18 protein-coding genes and 1 pseudogene are annotated in these 15,500 nt (G+C 61.8%); 11 read left to right on the forward strand and 8 right to left on the reverse strand.

Features of this window, described 5'->3' with window-relative positions; genetic code table 11:
* Positions 1-316: 316 nt before the first annotated feature.
* The 3 genes from OO12_RS17730 (at position 317) to OO12_RS28150 (ending at position 2,136) form a co-directional block, all read left to right on the forward strand.
* Positions 317-976 carry a transposase gene (locus OO12_RS17730; RefSeq protein WP_034160066.1) on the forward strand — a complete coding sequence of 220 codons (660 nt, stop codon included), beginning with the start codon at positions 317-319 and terminating at the stop codon, positions 974-976.
* A 256-nt stretch (positions 977-1,232) separates the two neighbouring features.
* A complete protein-coding gene (locus OO12_RS28145; protein ID WP_152616503.1) occupies positions 1,233-1,634 on the forward strand; it encodes a hypothetical protein in 402 nt (133 codons plus the stop codon).
* Positions 1,635-1,680: 46 nt separating this feature from the next.
* A complete protein-coding gene (locus OO12_RS28150; protein ID WP_152616504.1) occupies positions 1,681-2,136 on the forward strand; it encodes a hypothetical protein in 456 nt (151 codons plus the stop codon).
* Between the two features lie 196 nt (positions 2,137-2,332).
* Here the strand turns inward: OO12_RS28150 and OO12_RS17735 are convergent, their stop codons facing one another.
* The 4 genes from OO12_RS17735 to groES form a co-directional block, all read right to left on the reverse strand.
* The gene (locus OO12_RS17735) at positions 2,333-2,740 is read right to left on the reverse strand and encodes a hypothetical protein (protein WP_152616505.1); all 408 of its coding nucleotides are present in this window, start codon (positions 2,738-2,740) and stop codon (positions 2,333-2,335) included.
* Between the two features lie 4 nt (positions 2,741-2,744).
* A complete protein-coding gene (locus OO12_RS17740; protein WP_160296839.1) occupies positions 2,745-3,491 on the reverse strand; it encodes an eCIS core domain-containing protein in 747 nt (248 codons plus the stop codon).
* A 263-nt stretch (positions 3,492-3,754) separates the two neighbouring features.
* Entirely contained in the window at positions 3,755-5,398 is a 1,644-nt protein-coding gene (gene groL, locus OO12_RS17745) for a chaperonin GroEL (RefSeq protein ID WP_034160069.1), read from the reverse strand.
* 86 nt (positions 5,399-5,484) lie between these two features.
* A complete protein-coding gene (gene groES / locus OO12_RS17750; protein WP_034160070.1) occupies positions 5,485-5,772 on the reverse strand; it encodes a co-chaperone GroES in 288 nt (95 codons plus the stop codon).
* A gap of 188 nt (positions 5,773-5,960) precedes the next feature.
* Between groES and OO12_RS17755 the strand changes: the two genes are divergently transcribed.
* Complete coding sequence (locus OO12_RS17755) at positions 5,961-6,287, forward strand: hypothetical protein (RefSeq protein WP_160296840.1); 327 nt, start codon at positions 5,961-5,963, stop codon at positions 6,285-6,287.
* A 94-nt stretch (positions 6,288-6,381) separates the two neighbouring features.
* A complete protein-coding gene (locus tag OO12_RS17760; RefSeq protein WP_034160072.1) occupies positions 6,382-6,813 on the forward strand; it encodes a nuclear transport factor 2 family protein in 432 nt (143 codons plus the stop codon).
* 9 nt (positions 6,814-6,822) lie between these two features.
* Here the strand turns inward: OO12_RS17760 and OO12_RS17765 are convergent, their stop codons facing one another.
* Positions 6,823-8,220, reverse strand: coding sequence for an MATE family efflux transporter (locus OO12_RS17765; protein WP_052216007.1), 1,398 nt, complete (start codon positions 8,218-8,220; stop codon positions 6,823-6,825).
* A 181-nt stretch (positions 8,221-8,401) separates the two neighbouring features.
* Between OO12_RS17765 and sppA the strand changes: the two genes are divergently transcribed.
* Together sppA and OO12_RS17775 are read left to right on the forward strand one after the other, a co-directional pair.
* Positions 8,402-10,282, forward strand: a complete 1,881-nt coding sequence (gene sppA, locus OO12_RS17770; protein WP_034160073.1) for a signal peptide peptidase SppA — start codon at positions 8,402-8,404, stop codon at positions 10,280-10,282.
* A complete protein-coding gene (locus OO12_RS17775) occupies positions 10,279-10,839 on the forward strand; it encodes a GNAT family N-acetyltransferase (protein WP_034160074.1) in 561 nt (186 codons plus the stop codon). Before sppA ends, OO12_RS17775 begins: the two co-directional genes overlap by 4 nt.
* A 30-nt stretch (positions 10,840-10,869) precedes the next feature.
* Here OO12_RS17775 and OO12_RS17780 read toward each other — a convergent pair whose 3' ends face one another.
* Positions 10,870-11,373, reverse strand: coding sequence for a DUF2314 domain-containing protein (locus OO12_RS17780; RefSeq protein ID WP_034160075.1), 504 nt, complete (start codon positions 11,371-11,373; stop codon positions 10,870-10,872).
* A 63-nt stretch (positions 11,374-11,436) separates the two neighbouring features.
* On the reverse strand, positions 11,437-12,069 hold the full coding sequence (locus OO12_RS17785) for a trimeric intracellular cation channel family protein (RefSeq protein WP_034160076.1): 633 nt from the start codon (positions 12,067-12,069) through the stop codon (positions 11,437-11,439).
* 1,267 nt (positions 12,070-13,336) lie between these two features.
* On the opposite strand from OO12_RS17785, the gene OO12_RS17795 reads away from it, so the two are divergent.
* The 3 genes from OO12_RS17795 (at position 13,337) to OO12_RS17805 (ending at position 14,835) form a co-directional block, all read left to right on the forward strand.
* Positions 13,337-13,651 carry a glycine zipper 2TM domain-containing protein gene (locus OO12_RS17795; protein ID WP_034160078.1) on the forward strand — a complete coding sequence of 105 codons (315 nt, stop codon included), beginning with the start codon at positions 13,337-13,339 and terminating at the stop codon, positions 13,649-13,651.
* 73 nt (positions 13,652-13,724) lie between these two features.
* Positions 13,725-14,153: an OsmC family protein gene (locus tag OO12_RS17800; protein ID WP_034160079.1), complete on the forward strand. Its 429-nt coding sequence runs from the start codon at positions 13,725-13,727 to the stop codon at positions 14,151-14,153.
* Positions 14,154-14,268: 115 nt separating this feature from the next.
* A complete protein-coding gene (locus tag OO12_RS17805) occupies positions 14,269-14,835 on the forward strand; it encodes a glycine zipper 2TM domain-containing protein (RefSeq protein WP_034160080.1) in 567 nt (188 codons plus the stop codon).
* A gap of 77 nt (positions 14,836-14,912) precedes the next feature.
* On the opposite strand, the gene OO12_RS17810 is transcribed toward OO12_RS17805, so the two are convergent.
* A complete protein-coding gene (locus OO12_RS17810; RefSeq protein ID WP_034160081.1) occupies positions 14,913-15,134 on the reverse strand; it encodes a hypothetical protein in 222 nt (73 codons plus the stop codon).
* 171 nt (positions 15,135-15,305) lie between these two features.
* Here OO12_RS17810 and OO12_RS17815 point away from each other — a divergent pair.
* Positions 15,306-15,500, forward strand: a pseudogene (locus OO12_RS17815) (hypothetical protein); the annotation flags it as partial.

Below are 15,500 nucleotides of genomic sequence, written 5' to 3' on the forward strand. Positions count from 1 at the left end.
TATTCTTATCAGAACTTTTTTCTCTTTCCTGTTAATTATTTTAACATTTGTTATAATACTTGGTGTATTTTTATTATATAAAACGATAATGTTCGATTCATACGCAATAGCAAATGGTGCCGAATCGAGTTTATTTGGTGTATTTTTTGTATTTATATTGTTAGTATCTCTAACTATTATTTTACCGATATTTCTTATGAAGAAAATTACATCATATTTGCGTAGAAAAATCAGTTAATAAGCAACCATAGCTGTGAATAATTTATTGAATTACGGTGAGAGGTTACTTAACCCCTAAATTCCCTAGCCTCCGTGAATGGCTCGCCTCGTCGTCCTCGCGCATCACGTGACGCAACGCGGCAACGGGCGTCAGACGACCTTCTTCGAGGATGGTGATTATGCGCTGTATCTCGACCTGTTCGCCGAGGCGGCGACGCGAGCGAAGGTCGAGGAGTGGGGCTATTGCCTGATGCCCAATCACATTCATGCGATCGTCGTCCCCGACGATGAAGACGGATTGCGCCGCACCTTTGGCGAACTACATCGTCGCTATACCGGCTTCATCAACGCGCGGGCACGGCGCACCGGGCATTTGTGGCAGGGACGATTCGGGTCGGTGGCGATGGATGATGCCCATCTCGCTTATGCATTGCGCTACGTCAGCCTCAATCCGGTTCGGGCACGGTTGGTCGAGCGAGCGAAGGGCTGGCGCTGGTCAAGCGTTGCGGCGCATCTCGCTGGGAAGGATGACGCGCTGGTCAAGGTCGCCCCGGCACTGGAGCGGATCAGTGACTTCGCTGCCTTTCTGGACGACGAGATCGACGAGGCGACGGCTTATGCCGCCCTGCGCCGCGCGGAGACGATCGGGAGGCCGATTGGCGATACCGAGTGGATCACCGCCCTGGAAACGCGCACCGGCCGGACGCTGGCACCCGCTAAACGTGGGCCGGTTCCGAAGAGTTTAGGGGTTAAGTAAACTGTCACCGTAATTCCCTGGAAGGCGCAAGAGGCACGGCCTCCGATGAAAGAGCGATCGCCTGGTTAAAACGTGCCACAGAAGAGGGACATGTATTTTCTGAACGCAAGCTCATTTCTATTGAGGCCGCACAATCCAGATCCTTGATTGAAAGAATATTATTAATTCCCAGAATTTTGGTACTCGCAACAAAAGCTTTCAAAGTGGGGTTTAGGGATGTTTATTCTGACAAGCTTTCCTGAAATCAGGCGGTCAAATGCTTAAGATTTTTCCATTTCTAATGGTCTTTTTGGCATGCGGATGCGCAAATTTTGGCAAAAATGGGCAGAAAATCAATTTCATTTGCAATATTAGCTACAATAATACGATTTCCTTTAGTGAATTGAATGTGCAGATATATCCCGACACCCATGGGGACTATGCAAGAATCGATGCTTGCCCCGACCATACACTGGCTGTCGACTTCTCGAGCAGTGGCCTATACGGTGGACATCATGAAACCTTGTTGAGGCAAATGCGGTTCAATGCCAACCAGGGAGGGTTGCCGATTAAAATGTCAGTAGCAGGAACTTATCTTGGATCTGATGGAGAGAGCAGGCCAGCAACCTTGGTTATAAAGAAAATCACTGGATATAACCTGCCTAAAGAGACTCCATAGAATATAATTGCACAGCTTCCAATTTCCTGGATGAGAAGTTCAAAAAATGAGCAAGAAACTTTTGACATTGTTAGCTCTTTTAACCTCATCCATTTTACTATTAATATTTAATAATAACAACTTACAGATAAAAGCCACACAAAGCACTGACAAAGCCATGCGCGCGGCTGAAATCAGAGCCCTTCAAGGATCCAAGGAAAGCTCAAGATTATTATTGTCACATTACGAAGAATGCTGGGCACGTAATATAAATTTGCGGAACTCTACGGAAGCATTGTGCATGAAAAGTTCAAGTTATTGGGCAAAAATCGACGCCGAAAATGGCAGCACGTACGGAATGTCAATTTTATCAAATAGCTTAATGTCGTCCGGAAATTGCTCGGACATATTGAGATCAATTCATTGGGCACAAAAACTTTCAGATAAAGGAAGTCCATATCATTTGATATCTGCCCGTGAAAGACTGCGTGAAGTTTGTCATATTGAATACACGCCGCAATAGCGGGATAGTTTAATTATATTAATGGCTTACCCAACCCCAAGTTCACACATCTTCCGCGAATGCGCCCTCGCCTCGTCGCCCCCGGTCTCGCGCACCACGTGACGCAGCGGGACAATGGACATCAGCCTCCCCCGTGACTGGATTGCCCGGCCGGAATATCACAGGCTTTCCCGGAGATGATCTCGACCGGGACGGCCTAATTGGCCGGCGGATCACGCTCGATCGAGCCATCGGCTTTTCCGGGCTCGAAAAAGGTGATGCCCATCGCGCCGGGGCGCTCGATCGCGACGAGATACAGCCTGCCCGACTTCAGCGGTTCCGCCGCGACGATCTGCGTGAAGCCCGCGGGCAATGCGCCATAAGCGAAGCGCGTATGGCAGTGTTTCGAATCCGATGAATCGACCGCCCAGACGCTATCCTTCGGCGCGCTGGCGGGCGCGACCCGGATCTCGTTCACGCAGGGCGGGTTGGTCGCGGGCACGGAAAACACCACCTGCCCGCGCTCCGCCGTCACGGCGACCGGCAATTCCTGCTGGCAGGCGACCAGCAGCGGGATCAGCAGCACGGGGGCCGCGACCAGCGCGGCAATGCGTAAACCAGTCATATGATCATTGCCCAAAAATACCGGTTCCGCGCAACTTGGTGCGAAGCTGTTGAATCAAGGCCGCATTCTGCTTCGCGGGAGTCAAGGCCATCTGCTGGGCATAATCGCCGACAATGGCCGCCTGGCCCTCGATCATTTCCTGATCATAGGACAGCTTACGCGAGCGATAATCGTACATCTTCCCGGCATCATTGCCGCTGTCGCGAAATTCCCTGGCATAGCGTTTGCCGAAGACCGCGAAGCCAAGCCGGGCATATTGCACCACATGAGTATATTCATGGAGCAGCATCTCGACGCCTTCGGGGCTGGCCGACAAGTCCCGGCCGCCAAGTTTCTGATAGACGCTCGGCTTCATATAGATCGTGTTGCCGATGGTGATTGCCGGATTGCCGTTGATGAACGCCGCCGCCGCCAGGGGCTGATCGCCCGGGCCGAGAACGATGCGCACATCGCCTGGGGAAACGGGCTGAGTGCCGAACGCCTGCACGATCAGGGCGACCTCCCCCGGCGTCAGCGCGCGCGAGAAGGGGCCGCGAAACGAATCCGCGACGATGTTCGCCGCGCCGTGCGGCATGCGACCAAGGACCGCGGTCACATATTCGATGCTTTCGGCAAGGCTTCGCAGCCGGGCCCGGATCTCGCGGCGCACTTCGCGCTGCACCGCGACGATCGCCCGATCGAGCGCCTGAAGAACAGCGCGCCTGAGCATGCGACGGACAGGGTCGAACGGATCGGGGAAGCTACTCGCCATAATGACTCCCGGCTCGGTCCCCAAATGTAGCGCAATGAATTGTCCGGGGAAAGCGCGGTGGCGCAAATGCCGCGCGCGCATGATCATCACATGGCGGCATATGTCGTGCCGATCATCAAGATTGTCGTGGCACGGGTTCAGCGAATGACCGCAAAAAAAAGGCCGGGGATTGCTCCCCGGCCTCTCTTTTACGTTGGTCGGTGCTTGGCAGGGGCTCGGGCGAGTCCTGACCGAGCTTTCGCTCAATCAGGCCGCCCTTCGGCTCAGAAGTCCATGCCGCCCATGCCGCCCATGCCGCCGCCGCCCATGGGCATGGCGGGCTTGTCTTCCGGCAGCTCGGACACGGCGGCTTCCGTCGTGATGAGCAGGCCGGAGACCGAGGCCGCGTCCTGCAGCGCGGTGCGAACGACCTTGGTCGGGTCGATCACGCCGGCTTCGACGAGGTTCTCGTACACGTCGGTCTGAGCGTTGAAGCCCAGGTTCGGGTCATTGCCCTCAAGCAGCTTGCCCGAGATCACCGCACCGTCATGACCGGCATTCTGCGCGATCTGGCGGACCGGCGCGTAGAGCGCCTTGCGGACGATATCGATGCCGCGGGTCTGGTCGTCGTTCGCACCCTTAAGGCCTTCAAGCGCCTTGGTTGCATACAGGAGAGCCGTACCACCACCGGGGACGATGCCTTCTTCGACCGCTGCGCGGGTTGCATGGAGAGCGTCGTCGACGCGGTCCTTGCGCTCCTTGACTTCGACTTCGGTCGAACCGCCGACCTTGATCACGGCAACGCCGCCGGCGAGCTTGGCAAGGCGCTCCTGGAGCTTTTCCTTGTCATAGTCGCTGGTGGTGTTCTCGATCTGCTGACGGATCGCATCGGTGCGGCCCTTGATCGATTCATGGTCGCCAGCACCATCAACGATGGTGGTGTTGTCCTTGTCGATCGTGACGCGCTTGGCGGTGCCGAGCATGCCGACGGTCACCGACTCGAGCTTGATGCCGAGGTCTTCCGAGATCATCTCGCCCTTGGTCAGGATCGCGATGTCCTCAAGCATCGCCTTGCGGCGATCGCCGAAGCCAGGCGCCTTGACCGCAGCGACCTTCAGGCCACCGCGCAGCTTGTTGACGACGAGCGTGGCCAAAGCCTCACCCTCAATGTCCTCAGCGATGATCAGCAGCGGGCGACCCGACTGAACGACGGCTTCCAGGATCGGGAGCATCGCCTGCAGGTTCGACAGCTTCTTCTCATGGATCAGGATGTACGGATCGTTCAGTTCGACCGACATCTTTTCCGGGTTGGTGATGAAGTAAGGCGACAGATAGCCGCGGTCGAACTGCATGCCTTCGACGACATCGAGTTCGAATTCGAGGCCCTTGGCTTCCTCGACGGTGATCACGCCTTCCTTGCCGACGCGCTCCATCGCTTCAGCGATCTTCTCGCCGACGACGGTGTCGCCATTGGCCGAGATGATGCCGACCTGAGCGATTTCCTTGGTGCCCGAGACGGGCTTGGAACGGGCCTTGATGTCCTTGACGACTTCGATGACCGCAAGGTCGATGCCGCGCTTCAGGTCCATCGGGTTCATGCCGGCCGCAACCGACTTCATGCCCTCACGAACGATCGCCTGAGCGAGAACGGTCGCGGTGGTGGTGCCGTCGCCGGCCACGTCGTTGGTCTTCGAGGCCACTTCGCGCAACATCTGCGCACCCATGTTCTCGAACTTGTCCTTGAGCTCGATTTCCTTGGCGACGGTGACGCCGTCCTTGGTGATGCGCGGTGCGCCATACGACTTGTCGATGACCACGTTGCGGCCCTTCGGCCCAAGCGTGACCTTCACCGCATCGGCGAGAATGTCGACGCCGCGCAGAATGCGTTCGCGCGCGTCACGCGAAAATTTTACGTCCTTGGCTGCCATGTTGAGGCTACCCTTTCAGAAGATTGAGAATGGAAGAAATTCAGAGAAATCGTGGCGTTCAGCCAACGATCCCGAGCCCGTTGGCGTCAGCCAACAATCCCAAGAATGTCCGACTCTTTCATGATCAGCAGGTCTTCACCGTCGACCTTGACTTCGGTGCCCGACCATTTGCCGAACAGGATCTTGTCGCCGGCCTTGACGTCGAGCGGGGTGATCTTGCCGTCATCGGCGCGGGTGCCGGTGCCGACGGAGACGACTTCGCCTTCCTGCGGCTTTTCCTTGGCGGTTTCCGGGATGATGATCCCGCCTGCCGTCTTCTCTTCCGCTTCTACCCGGCGGACGAGGACGCGGTCGTGCAATGGACGAAAACTCATGCGCGATAGCCCTTCTAGTGGTGATGATCTGAATCATTGTTAGCACTCTCACGAGTCGAGTGCCAGCACGGCGCATATGTGGAGCCATGGCGCGATCGTCAACCACCCCTGCGACGAAAAGCCCGATCGACAGGGAGAGCACCGTTCAATAGCGTCGTTCGCGCGGTTCAGCCCGGGAGACGGCCATGATGTCGATCTATCTTATTGCATCAGCCATGGCCGCGACAAGTCCCGCTACACCGGCCGATACGGCACCCGGCGCAGCGATCGAGGCAAGGGCCGAAGCGCTTCCCATCTATAATTTCGATAGCTTTTGCCGGAAACTTGCCGGCGGCGACTTTGAAAAAGATGTGAAATGCGGCGAGCAGGAAGGCGCCGCCTATGCGAAGCTCGAGGAAATATGGGCGTCCGTCCCGGAGGCGCGCAAGATCGAATGTCACAATGTCGCTTATGATCCCGACACCGGCGCAGGCTCTTATGCCCTTCATCTGCGCTGCATAGAAAAGGGAAAATAGCGGCCATATCACGCCGCTGTCGATCCGGCCGGATCGACAGCGGCGGCATCGCCCCATATCGTCGCATCGGGATAGAGCGTCCGGGAGATTGGCCATGTTATCGTATCTTCTTGCATCAGCCATGGCCGTGGCAAACCCCGCCGCACCGGCCGATGCAGCCACCATCGCAGCGATCGAGGCGACCTGTTTCGACTATATCGATGGCCAGCTGGAGGGAGCGCCCGACCGGGTCGCGCGGTCGCTCCACCCCGACCTCGCCAAGCGCGCCGTGATTGGCGACACGCCTTATGAACGGCTGGGCCTGCGCCGCATGACCAAGGAAGAGCTGATCAGCCTGACCAGGAACGGTGCGCTCAGGACGCCGCGTGAGCAATGGGACCGCTCATGCCGCGTGCTCGACGTCACCGACAGCGCGGCGTCGGTGCGCCTGGAAACGCCCTGGTTCGTGGACTATTTCCATATGGGTCGGTTCGACGGCAAGTGGATCATCGTCAACGCGCTCTGGTACAGCAAGCCGAAGACCTAGCGTGCAGGACTAGTTCGGCAGCAACCCCAGCCGCCCCCGCGCCGACCAGCGCCACAGCAGCAGCGCCGACACCGCGAGCAGGCCGGCGCCAAGCCCGAGCCAGATCCCGACGCCTTGCAGGTTGAAGGTGAAGCCAAGCAGGATCGCGGTGCCGAAACCGATCACCCAATAGCCGAACGCGGCGATCAGCATCGGGATGCGGGTGTCCTGTATGCCGCGCAAGATGCCCGCCGCGACCGCCTGCGCGCCGTCGACCAGCTGGAACAGCGCGGCGACGGCAAGATAGTGAAGCGCCAGCCCGACAACGACCGCGTTCGCGGGTGCATCCGCATCGATATAGGCGCTGATGAACAGCCGCGGCAGCGTCCAGATCGACGTTGCCGTCACCGTCATGAAGCCGATCCCGACGATCAACGCGACCCGGCCGGCGCGCGAAATCCACACATGGTCGCGCGCGCCATACGCCATGCCGACACGGATCGTCGCCGCCTGCGCGACGCCGAACGGCACCTGGAAAGCGACCGCGGCGATATTGAGCGCGATCGCGTGCGCCGCGACTTCGGCCACCCCGATCAGGCCCATCAGGATCGCCGCGCCGCCGAACAGCGCGCCCTCGAACGTCCAGGTCAGTGCGATCGGCACGCCAAGCCGGACGATCTCGAAGAAGCGCGACCATTCGGTACGCCACCAGCGCCCGAACAGCCGATAGCGGCGCAGTGCGCGATCGCTGACCAGGATCACCATATAGGCCAGCATCATCACGGTCATGGTCACGACCGTGGCGATCCCCGACCCTTCCAGGCCAAGTGCGGGAAAACCGGCATTGCCGAACACCAGGCACCAATTGCCCAGGATCGCGGTCAGCAGCGCAAGGCCAGTGACCAGAAACGCCCAGCCGGGCCGGCCCAACGCGGCCGCGGTGGTGCGCATGACGGCGGCGGCGATGCCCGGGACCAGCGCGAACAGCGTGATATCGAGGAACGCGCCCGCGCGCCGCGCAACGGCGGGGTCCTGCCCGGCGGCAAGCAGCAATGTCTCGCCATGCGCCAGCACGAGCAGGAACGGCAATGCGCCGAGGATCGCCAGCCACAGCGCCATGCGGAACGACCGCCTTATTTCACGAACGGCATGCGCCCGCCGGCCGAGCTCGGCGGCGATGATCGGTGCAGCGGCACTGGTCAGACCGATCAATGCGAACATGGTGACATTGAACATGAACACGCCGAGCGTCGCGGCGGCGAACTCGACCGTGCCGAGCCGCGCGACGAAAATCACATCGACCCCGGCGACGCCCATCTGCAGCAGGTTCGCGCCGACCAGCGGCCCGGCGAGCCACAGCAATGCGCGCAGTTCCTCTCCCATGGTCCTGGGTGCGCGCCCGGCAAGCGGCGGATTGATCGCGGTCATCGTCACGCCGACGCCCCTACCGGGCAATCGCCGCCCCGTCACGCCATCACGTCACGCCACCACGTCACGCCACCACATCATGGGACAGCTTATGGTACGGCGCGTATTGCTGAAACCGTACACGCCGGGCTAGATGGCCCGTGATGGCGGATAAAACGCGCCGGCAACGGAGACTGCAGACGTGAAATTGGTTCGAGGCGCCTGGAAGATCCTGGTCGGCATCAAGGACGCGCTGGTGCTTGCCGCCATGCTGCTGTTCTTCGGCCTGTTGTTCGCGGCGCTCGCCGCAAAGCCAAGCCCGGCAACAATCGGCAACGGCGCGCTGGTGCTCGACTTGAGCGGCACGATCGTGGAGCAGCCGGCCGAAGCCGATCCATTCTCCGCATTTGCCGGCGGCAGTGCGCCGGTCGGCGAATTCCGCCTGCGCGATGTGGTGCGCGCGCTCGACAAGGCGAAGGACGATGACCGGGTCAAGGTCGTCGTGCTCGACCTCGACCGCTTTGCCGGCGGCTATCCCGCGGCGGTGAACGAGGTCGCCGACGCGATCCGCCGGGTGCGCGACAGCAAGAAGCCAGTGCTGGCCTATGCCACCGGCTATACCGATTCCGGCTATCGCCTCGCCGCCAATGCCAGCGAAATCTGGATGAACCCGATGGGCGGCACGCTGTTCACCGGTCCCGGCGGCAGCCAGCTTTATTACAAGGGACTGATCGACCGGCTCGGCATCAACGCGCACATCTATCGCGTCGGCAAGTACAAGTCGTTCGTCGAACCCTATACGCGCAGCGACCAGTCGCCCGAGGCGAAACAGGCTTCGCAGGCGCTGTCCGGCGTCATTTTCGACCAGTGGAAACAGGCGATCGCCAAGGCCCGGCCCAAGGCGAAGTTCGATCCGCTGCTGATGACGCCGGACGCGGTGGTCACGGGAGCACAGGGCGATATCGCCAAGTCGAACCTGGATTCCGGCATCGTCGACAAGCTCGCCGAGCGGATCGATTTCGACAAGCGCGTGGGTGAACTCGCCGGCACCAACAGCAGCAAGCCCGCGGGCAATTTCAACACGATCAAATACGCCGCCTATCTCGCCGCCAATCCGCTGCCGACCTCCGGCGACGCGATCGGCGTGCTGACCGTCGCGGGCGAGATCGTCGACGGCAAGGCCGACCCCGGCACCGCCGGCGGCGACACCATCGCCAAGGCGGTGCTCGACGGCCTCGCCAAGAAGAAGCTCAAGGCGCTGGTCGTGCGGATCGATTCGCCGGGCGGCTCCGCCCTCGCATCGGAAAAGATCCGCCGCGCGATTCTCGAAGCCAAGGCGCAGAAGCTGCCGGTGGTGGTGTCGATGGGCGCGGTCGCGGCCAGCGGCGGCTATTGGGTGGCGACGGCGGGCGATACGATCTTCGCCGAACCGACCACGATCACCGGTTCGATCGGCATTTTCGGGATCATCCCGACCTTCGAGAACACGCTGGCCAAGATCGGCGTGACCTCGGACGGGGTCCGCACCACGCCGATGTCCGGCCAGCCCGACGTCATCGGCGGCACCACCCCGGAAGTCGACCGCGTGCTACAGGCCGGGATCGAGCATGGCTATCGCCAGTTCCTGACCCGCGTCGCGAGCGCGCGCAAGATGACCGTCGAGCGGGTCGACGAAATCGCCCAGGGCCGCGTCTGGGACGGCGGCACCGCCCATCAGCTTGGGCTGGTCGACCGGTTCGGCACGCTCAAGGACGCGATCGACGAAGCCGCGAAGCGCGCCAAGCTCGACCCGGCCAAGGTCCATGCGGTGTATCTCGAAAAAGAACCCGGCTGGCTGGCGACGCTTGCCGCGCAATGGGGCGGCAGCAGCGATGATGAAGAGGAAGCGGGCGGCGATGTGTTCGCGCGCATCAGCGGCGATCGCCAGGCGGTCTTTGCCCGCGCGGTCGGCGACATGCGGCGGCTGACCAAGTCATCGTCGATCCAGGCGCGCTGCCTGGAATGCGTCGGCATGGGCCCCGCCCTGCCGACCCGCGACGATCTGCGCCTGATGGACCTCCTGCTCGCGCGGTTCACCAAGTGATCGCGATCAGAGCCGCACGGCCGGAAGACGCCGCCGCCATCGCCGCGATCTATGCCCCGCATGTGCTGACCGGCACCGCGTCGTTCGAGATCGACGCCCCCGATACGCGCGCGATGCGCGGCCGCATGGCGGCGTCGGACGGGCTTTATCCCTGGATCGTCGCGACCAATGGCGACGATGAAGGCGGCGTCATCGCTTATGCCTTCGCGGCGCGCTTTCGCGATCGCCCGGCTTATCGCTACGTCGTCGAAACCTCGATCTATGTCGCCGGCACCGTCCAGCGCCAGGGTGCGGGGCGGCTGCTCTACGAAGCGCTGATCGACACGCTGCGCGCGCAGGGCTTCACCCAGGCGATCGGCGTGATCACCCTGCCCAATGAAGGGTCGATCAGCATGCACGAGGCGGTCGGCTTCCGCCGCGCCGGCGTGTACCGCGAAGTCGGCTACAAGAATGGCCAATGGATCGATGTCGGCTTCTGGCAGTGCGAGTTGAATGATTCGGCCCGTCCGCCGGTCGAACCCAAGCCGTTCAGCGATGTGGGCGTGGTGCGAATCTGATACGGGCGTACCGGTGACGGATGGGCGGCGTCACCAGCCGAGCGCGGCGCGATATTCCTGCGCTTCCGCGGGCGGCATCCGATCGAGCAGGACGCGCGTGGTGTAATGGCCCTCCATGCGGCTACCCTTGCGATACTGCCAATCGATGATGTCGCCCTCGTCGATCCTGACGCGCTGCCCGAGCGTATAGCCCGGCGCCTCCGGGGTATTGCCGAGTTCACCGACGATGCCCTGCGCGTCGCGCTTCACGACCGACGCCCAGACATATTCGACCGCCGGCCCGGGCAGCAGGTCGTATTTGAGCGAGAACATCGTCTCGTCCCGCGCGGGTTTGGCCTGGTGCCGCCAGAATTCGGACAAGGTCCGCCGCCCCTCGCGCTTTGCCGCTTCCATCGCCGGATCGTCCGGCGCTACTTTGACGACTTCGTCCTTCGCGTCCTGGGCCCCTGCCTGTTGCGCTTCGGCCTGCCGGACCGGATCGGAACAACCGGCGACCAAGGCCAACCCCAGCATCATCGCAAACATATTCGCCATATCGGCCCCCGGATTACGTCTCACGCCCTCATGGTGTGGCAATGAGCCAAGCGACACAATAGTTCAGCGCCGCGCACGATAGGCTGGCAGCGCAAGGTGAAAGTGGATCGCCGCCGCACGCAGCGCGAACCCGGCCAGCGCGGCGATCGTCGCGGCAATCGCGACCGGCGTGCCGAGCAGGACCAGGCCGATATAGAGCGTCGAGGCCAGCGCCGCCGCGGTCACATAAAGCTCGGGCCGCATCAGGATCGACGGCTCGCCCGCCAGCACGTCGCGAATGATGCCGCCGACACAGGCCGTGACGACCCCCATCAGCATCGCCGGGACCGGGGGCACGCCATAGCCAAGCGCCTTGGCCGCGCCGAACACGGCATAGGCGGCGAGCCCGACCGCATCGAACCAGTCGAGCGCCGCCCCCTTCCACCAGCGTTCGGGCGTCGCCCAGATGACGAACGCGACCGTCAGGCACGCCGCGGCGTACCGGCTGTCCTGCATCCAGAAAACCGGTGCACCGATCAGCAGGTCGCGCACCGTGCCGCCGCCGACACCCGTGATCAGTGCGAAGAACGTCAGCGTGACCATTGTCTGCCCGCGCTTCGCCGCCGCGAGTGCGCCGGAGGCGGCGAACACGGCAAGGCCGGCGATATCGAACCAGGGGGCGAATTCGGGCAGGACATGCGTTGCGACGGGGAGCATCGGCAGTCCTTAGCGAAGTTGGCGGCTTTCGCGAAGATGGGGACCTTCCAACCCCACCGTCATGCCGATTTGTTCGGGGACATCGCCTTCAGGCTCATGTTTTCTTCTTCCCCGGCGAAGGCCCGGGCCCAGTTGGGAGGCATTGGTAAACAGGTGCCGCGCACCCCATAAACGCCCCCGCGCCTGGGCCCCGGCCTTCGCCGGGGAAGCAGGAGAAGGTTACGTGTCTAGAGCACCATCGATTTGGGTGGAATCGTCCCCCGTTCGGGCTGAGCCTGTCGAAGCCCATGCGCTGCGCGTGCCCTTCGACAGGCTCAGGGCGAACGGGGAGTGGGTCAACCCAGCTCGAAACCGCTCTAGAGAAGCGACAGCTCAATTCCGGGAATCGACCAGGCCGCGAGAATAACCGCTTTCGGATTTCCGGCTGGCTGGCCCCCGGGGCATGAGCCCGGGGCGATGGCGATCATGCGGGGGCGATCATGCGGGGGCGATCATGCGGGGGCGATCATGCGGGAAGGCAGCGCAACGGATGCCGAACCGAAACCCCCAAACGCAAATAGGGGCCGGCATCGCTGCCGACCCCCTGTCGCCGGACTTCGATCCGCTTGGCCTTCCCGAAAGAATGCCCGCGCCTTCTGGTTTCGGCGGCACGCTCCCCCTGCGCCGCGAACGGCGGCAGGCTTTGCGGTTCGGTCACCGGGGTCGGGCGCGATGATCTTGCGATCTTCAGCAATCCCGACCTCGGCGGCCAGCTCAAGTCAGGGCCGAAGCCCTGTCTCTCGCCTCGGCCACTCTCTTCCCGGATCCGTCTCGCCTGTCCCGAAGGACCAGCGCGCGCTCTTCCGGCTTCCTGCAGCCAACGCCCTTCTCATCGCGGGGATATCGAAGGACGCCTGGAATGCCTGCCTCGTCTCCTTTCGACCGCCACCGCTTTCACGGTCTTGCTCGATCGGCTCGGGGGACCTGCATCCCGCCGACATCGCCAATGGTTTCCTTGCGGCACCTGTTCGCTCTCTCGGCATAAGCTCCTGATGTTTCTGCGATTTCTCGCTTCCGCATCCCTTGCTTACAGTCATGATGCTGTCATCAAATCCGAGTCGCACCAACAGGAAAACGACGTGCCGTGCCTGTGGATAACGTGGATAACGTGGATCGATTTGCGATGGGCGGCGGCACATGAACGGATCGTTGTTTTGGGTTCATGCAACCGCTGTTAGAAACGGAGCGTTACGGACCCGGTATTGATCCAGATAAAGGGAAAAATCATATGCGCAGTTTCATCATGGCACTGACCGCCGCCTCGCTCGTCATCCCCGCAACGATGGCGGTGCCCACCGGCCAGGCGGAAGCACGCAAGCGGAATAACGAATATCGCGAATGGCGTGGCCGTGACGGCCGCACCTATTGCCGCAAGCCCAACGGCACCACCGGCCTGATCGTCGGCGGCGTCGCCGGCGCATTGCTCGGCCGCACCATCGATACGCGCGGCGACCGTACGGTCGGCACGCTGGGCGGCGCGGTCGCCGGTGGCCTGCTCGGCCGCGAAATCGATCGTGGCACCTCAAAGCGCCGTTGCCGCTAAGCTTTTGCGGCACCACTTAAGGGGCGCGGCGTGATGCCGCGCCCCTTTTGGTATCTGCAAAGGATCTCACGACATGACGACGCGCAGCGGATCGGCCCGGTATGAGGGCTTCGGCAAGGACGGCAAGGGCCATGTCTCGACTCAATCGGGGGTGCTTTCGGACACGCCCTATGCCTTCAACACGCGTTTCGGCGACGAACCCGGCACCAATCCGGAAGAGCTGATCGCCGCCGCCCATGCGAGCTGCTTCACCATGGCGCTGAGCTTCGCGCTCGCCCGTGCCGGCTTCAGCGACGGCACGATCGAGACCAGCGCGAAAGTGACGCTCGACAAGGATGGCGACGGCTTTTCGATCACAAAATCGGAACTCGACCTGAAGGCGACCATCGCCGGAATCGACGCGGAACAGTTCGCCGCGATCGCCGCCGATGCCAAGGCGAATTGCCCGGTGTCGAAAGTGCTCAACGCGGAAATCTCGTTGACGCACAGCCTGAACAGCTGAATCTTCCCGTCGTACCGCTGTCGGAACGATGAACGGGACGTAGTTTCCCGTTCACGCAACCCGATAGCGGGCCGGGGCGTTCTACCCGCACTGTTCATGACGAAGGAAACGCATCATGCGTATCGCACTTCTTGCCGCCCTCGCGGCGATCGCCCTGCCCGCCGCCGTTCCGGCTGCCGCGCAGAATAATCCCCGCCAGGCCAATCGCGAATATCGCGAGGATGTCCGCGACGCGCAGCGCGACTATCGCCGCGACAGGCGCGATGCCGATTCACGCCGCGACGTTCGCGACGCGCGCCGCGACTATCGCGATGATGTGCGCGACGCGCGCCAGGACCGCAACCGCTCGGTTCGCGATTGGCGCCAGTACCGCAATTATGATTACAACCGCTACGAACGCGGCCAGCGCACGTATTATGCCGACCAATATTATCGCGACGGTCGCTATTATCAGCCGCGCCGGCTGAGCCGCAACGACCGCATCTATCGCGGCAGCAATGGTCGTTATTATTGCCGCCGCAATGACGGCACCACCGGCCTGATCATCGGCGGCATCGCCGGTGGCCTGCTTGGCAATTCGATCACCAATGGCGGGTCGAAGACGATCGGCACGCTGCTCGGCGGCGGCGCGGGCGCGCTGCTCGGCCAGTCGATCGATCGTGGCCAGGTCAGCTGCCGCTAAACGGCGGAATATCGGAAACGACGAGAGGCCCGGTGAGCGATCACCGGGCCTTTTTCGTATCAATCAGTGGGGAAGGCTCAGAGCAGGCCGCCGCCGACGAACAGGCGGATCGCGCAAATGATCACCAGGATGATGTTCAGATTGCGCCCCGTCTTGCTCGACGACAGCGCGCCGAGCGCGATGCCGACGATCCCGATCGGGATGATCACCCAGTTGAGCCAGCCGAGAAACGGAATGAATCCGACCAGCGCAAGCAGGAGGACGAGGAGACCCACCAGGATCGAGAAGATATTGAGCATGGACCGAACATGGCGACAGCCCATTCGCCGCGCAAGTGGGGATCGATCCCGCCATTCCGGCGCCGCCGCCGCCGCCGCACAAGCGTCACCAACGCAATCTTAACCCATTTCCGGGCATGCTTGTCGCCTGTGCGGGGGTGTTCAATGGTTCGCAGTCGGTATCTTGGAGCAATGGCTCTTGTCCTGCCCGTGGCGCTTGCCGCCTGCGGGCCACGTGAAGGCGATCGCAATCTCGATTCGCTCGATCAGGAGCTGATCGACGGCAATGCCGCGGGCAACACCCGCGATCCGGCCCTCACCAGCGCATTGCAGGACCAGATCATGGTCGACCCGGCGTTGACGCAGCAGGCCAATAATGACGCCGTG

The sequence above is a fragment of the Sphingomonas sp. ERG5 genome, assembly GCF_000803065.1.
Lineage (GTDB): Bacteria > Pseudomonadota > Alphaproteobacteria > Sphingomonadales > Sphingomonadaceae > Sphingomonas.

Excerpts from the sequence above, each read along its gene's own strand:
- OO12_RS17730 (WP_034160066.1), top strand. The coding sequence starts at position 317 with ATGGCTCGCCTCGTCGTCCTCGCGCATCACGTGACGCAACGCGGCAAC.
- OO12_RS28145 (WP_152616503.1), top strand. The coding sequence starts at position 1,233 with ATGCTTAAGATTTTTCCATTTCTAATGGTCTTTTTGGCATGCGGATGC.
- OO12_RS28150 (WP_152616504.1), top strand. The coding sequence starts at position 1,681 with ATGAGCAAGAAACTTTTGACATTGTTAGCTCTTTTAACCTCATCCATT.
- OO12_RS17735 (WP_152616505.1), bottom strand. The coding sequence starts at position 2,740 with ATGACTGGTTTACGCATTGCCGCGCTGGTCGCGGCCCCCGTGCTGCTG.
- OO12_RS17740 (WP_160296839.1), bottom strand. The coding sequence starts at position 3,491 with ATGGCGAGTAGCTTCCCCGATCCGTTCGACCCTGTCCGTCGCATGCTC.
- groL (WP_034160069.1), bottom strand. The coding sequence starts at position 5,398 with ATGGCAGCCAAGGACGTAAAATTTTCGCGTGACGCGCGCGAACGCATT.
- groES (WP_034160070.1), bottom strand. The coding sequence starts at position 5,772 with ATGAGTTTTCGTCCATTGCACGACCGCGTCCTCGTCCGCCGGGTAGAA.
- OO12_RS17755 (WP_160296840.1), top strand. The coding sequence starts at position 5,961 with ATGTCGATCTATCTTATTGCATCAGCCATGGCCGCGACAAGTCCCGCT.
- OO12_RS17760 (WP_034160072.1), top strand. The coding sequence starts at position 6,382 with ATGTTATCGTATCTTCTTGCATCAGCCATGGCCGTGGCAAACCCCGCC.
- OO12_RS17765 (WP_052216007.1), bottom strand. The coding sequence starts at position 8,220 with ATGACCGCGATCAATCCGCCGCTTGCCGGGCGCGCACCCAGGACCATG.
- OO12_RS17780 (WP_034160075.1), bottom strand. The coding sequence starts at position 11,373 with ATGGCGAATATGTTTGCGATGATGCTGGGGTTGGCCTTGGTCGCCGGT.
- OO12_RS17785 (WP_034160076.1), bottom strand. The coding sequence starts at position 12,069 with ATGCTCCCCGTCGCAACGCATGTCCTGCCCGAATTCGCCCCCTGGTTC.
- OO12_RS17795 (WP_034160078.1), top strand. The coding sequence starts at position 13,337 with ATGCGCAGTTTCATCATGGCACTGACCGCCGCCTCGCTCGTCATCCCC.
- OO12_RS17800 (WP_034160079.1), top strand. The coding sequence starts at position 13,725 with ATGACGACGCGCAGCGGATCGGCCCGGTATGAGGGCTTCGGCAAGGAC.
- OO12_RS17805 (WP_034160080.1), top strand. The coding sequence starts at position 14,269 with ATGCGTATCGCACTTCTTGCCGCCCTCGCGGCGATCGCCCTGCCCGCC.
- OO12_RS17810 (WP_034160081.1), bottom strand. The coding sequence starts at position 15,134 with ATGCTCAATATCTTCTCGATCCTGGTGGGTCTCCTCGTCCTCCTGCTT.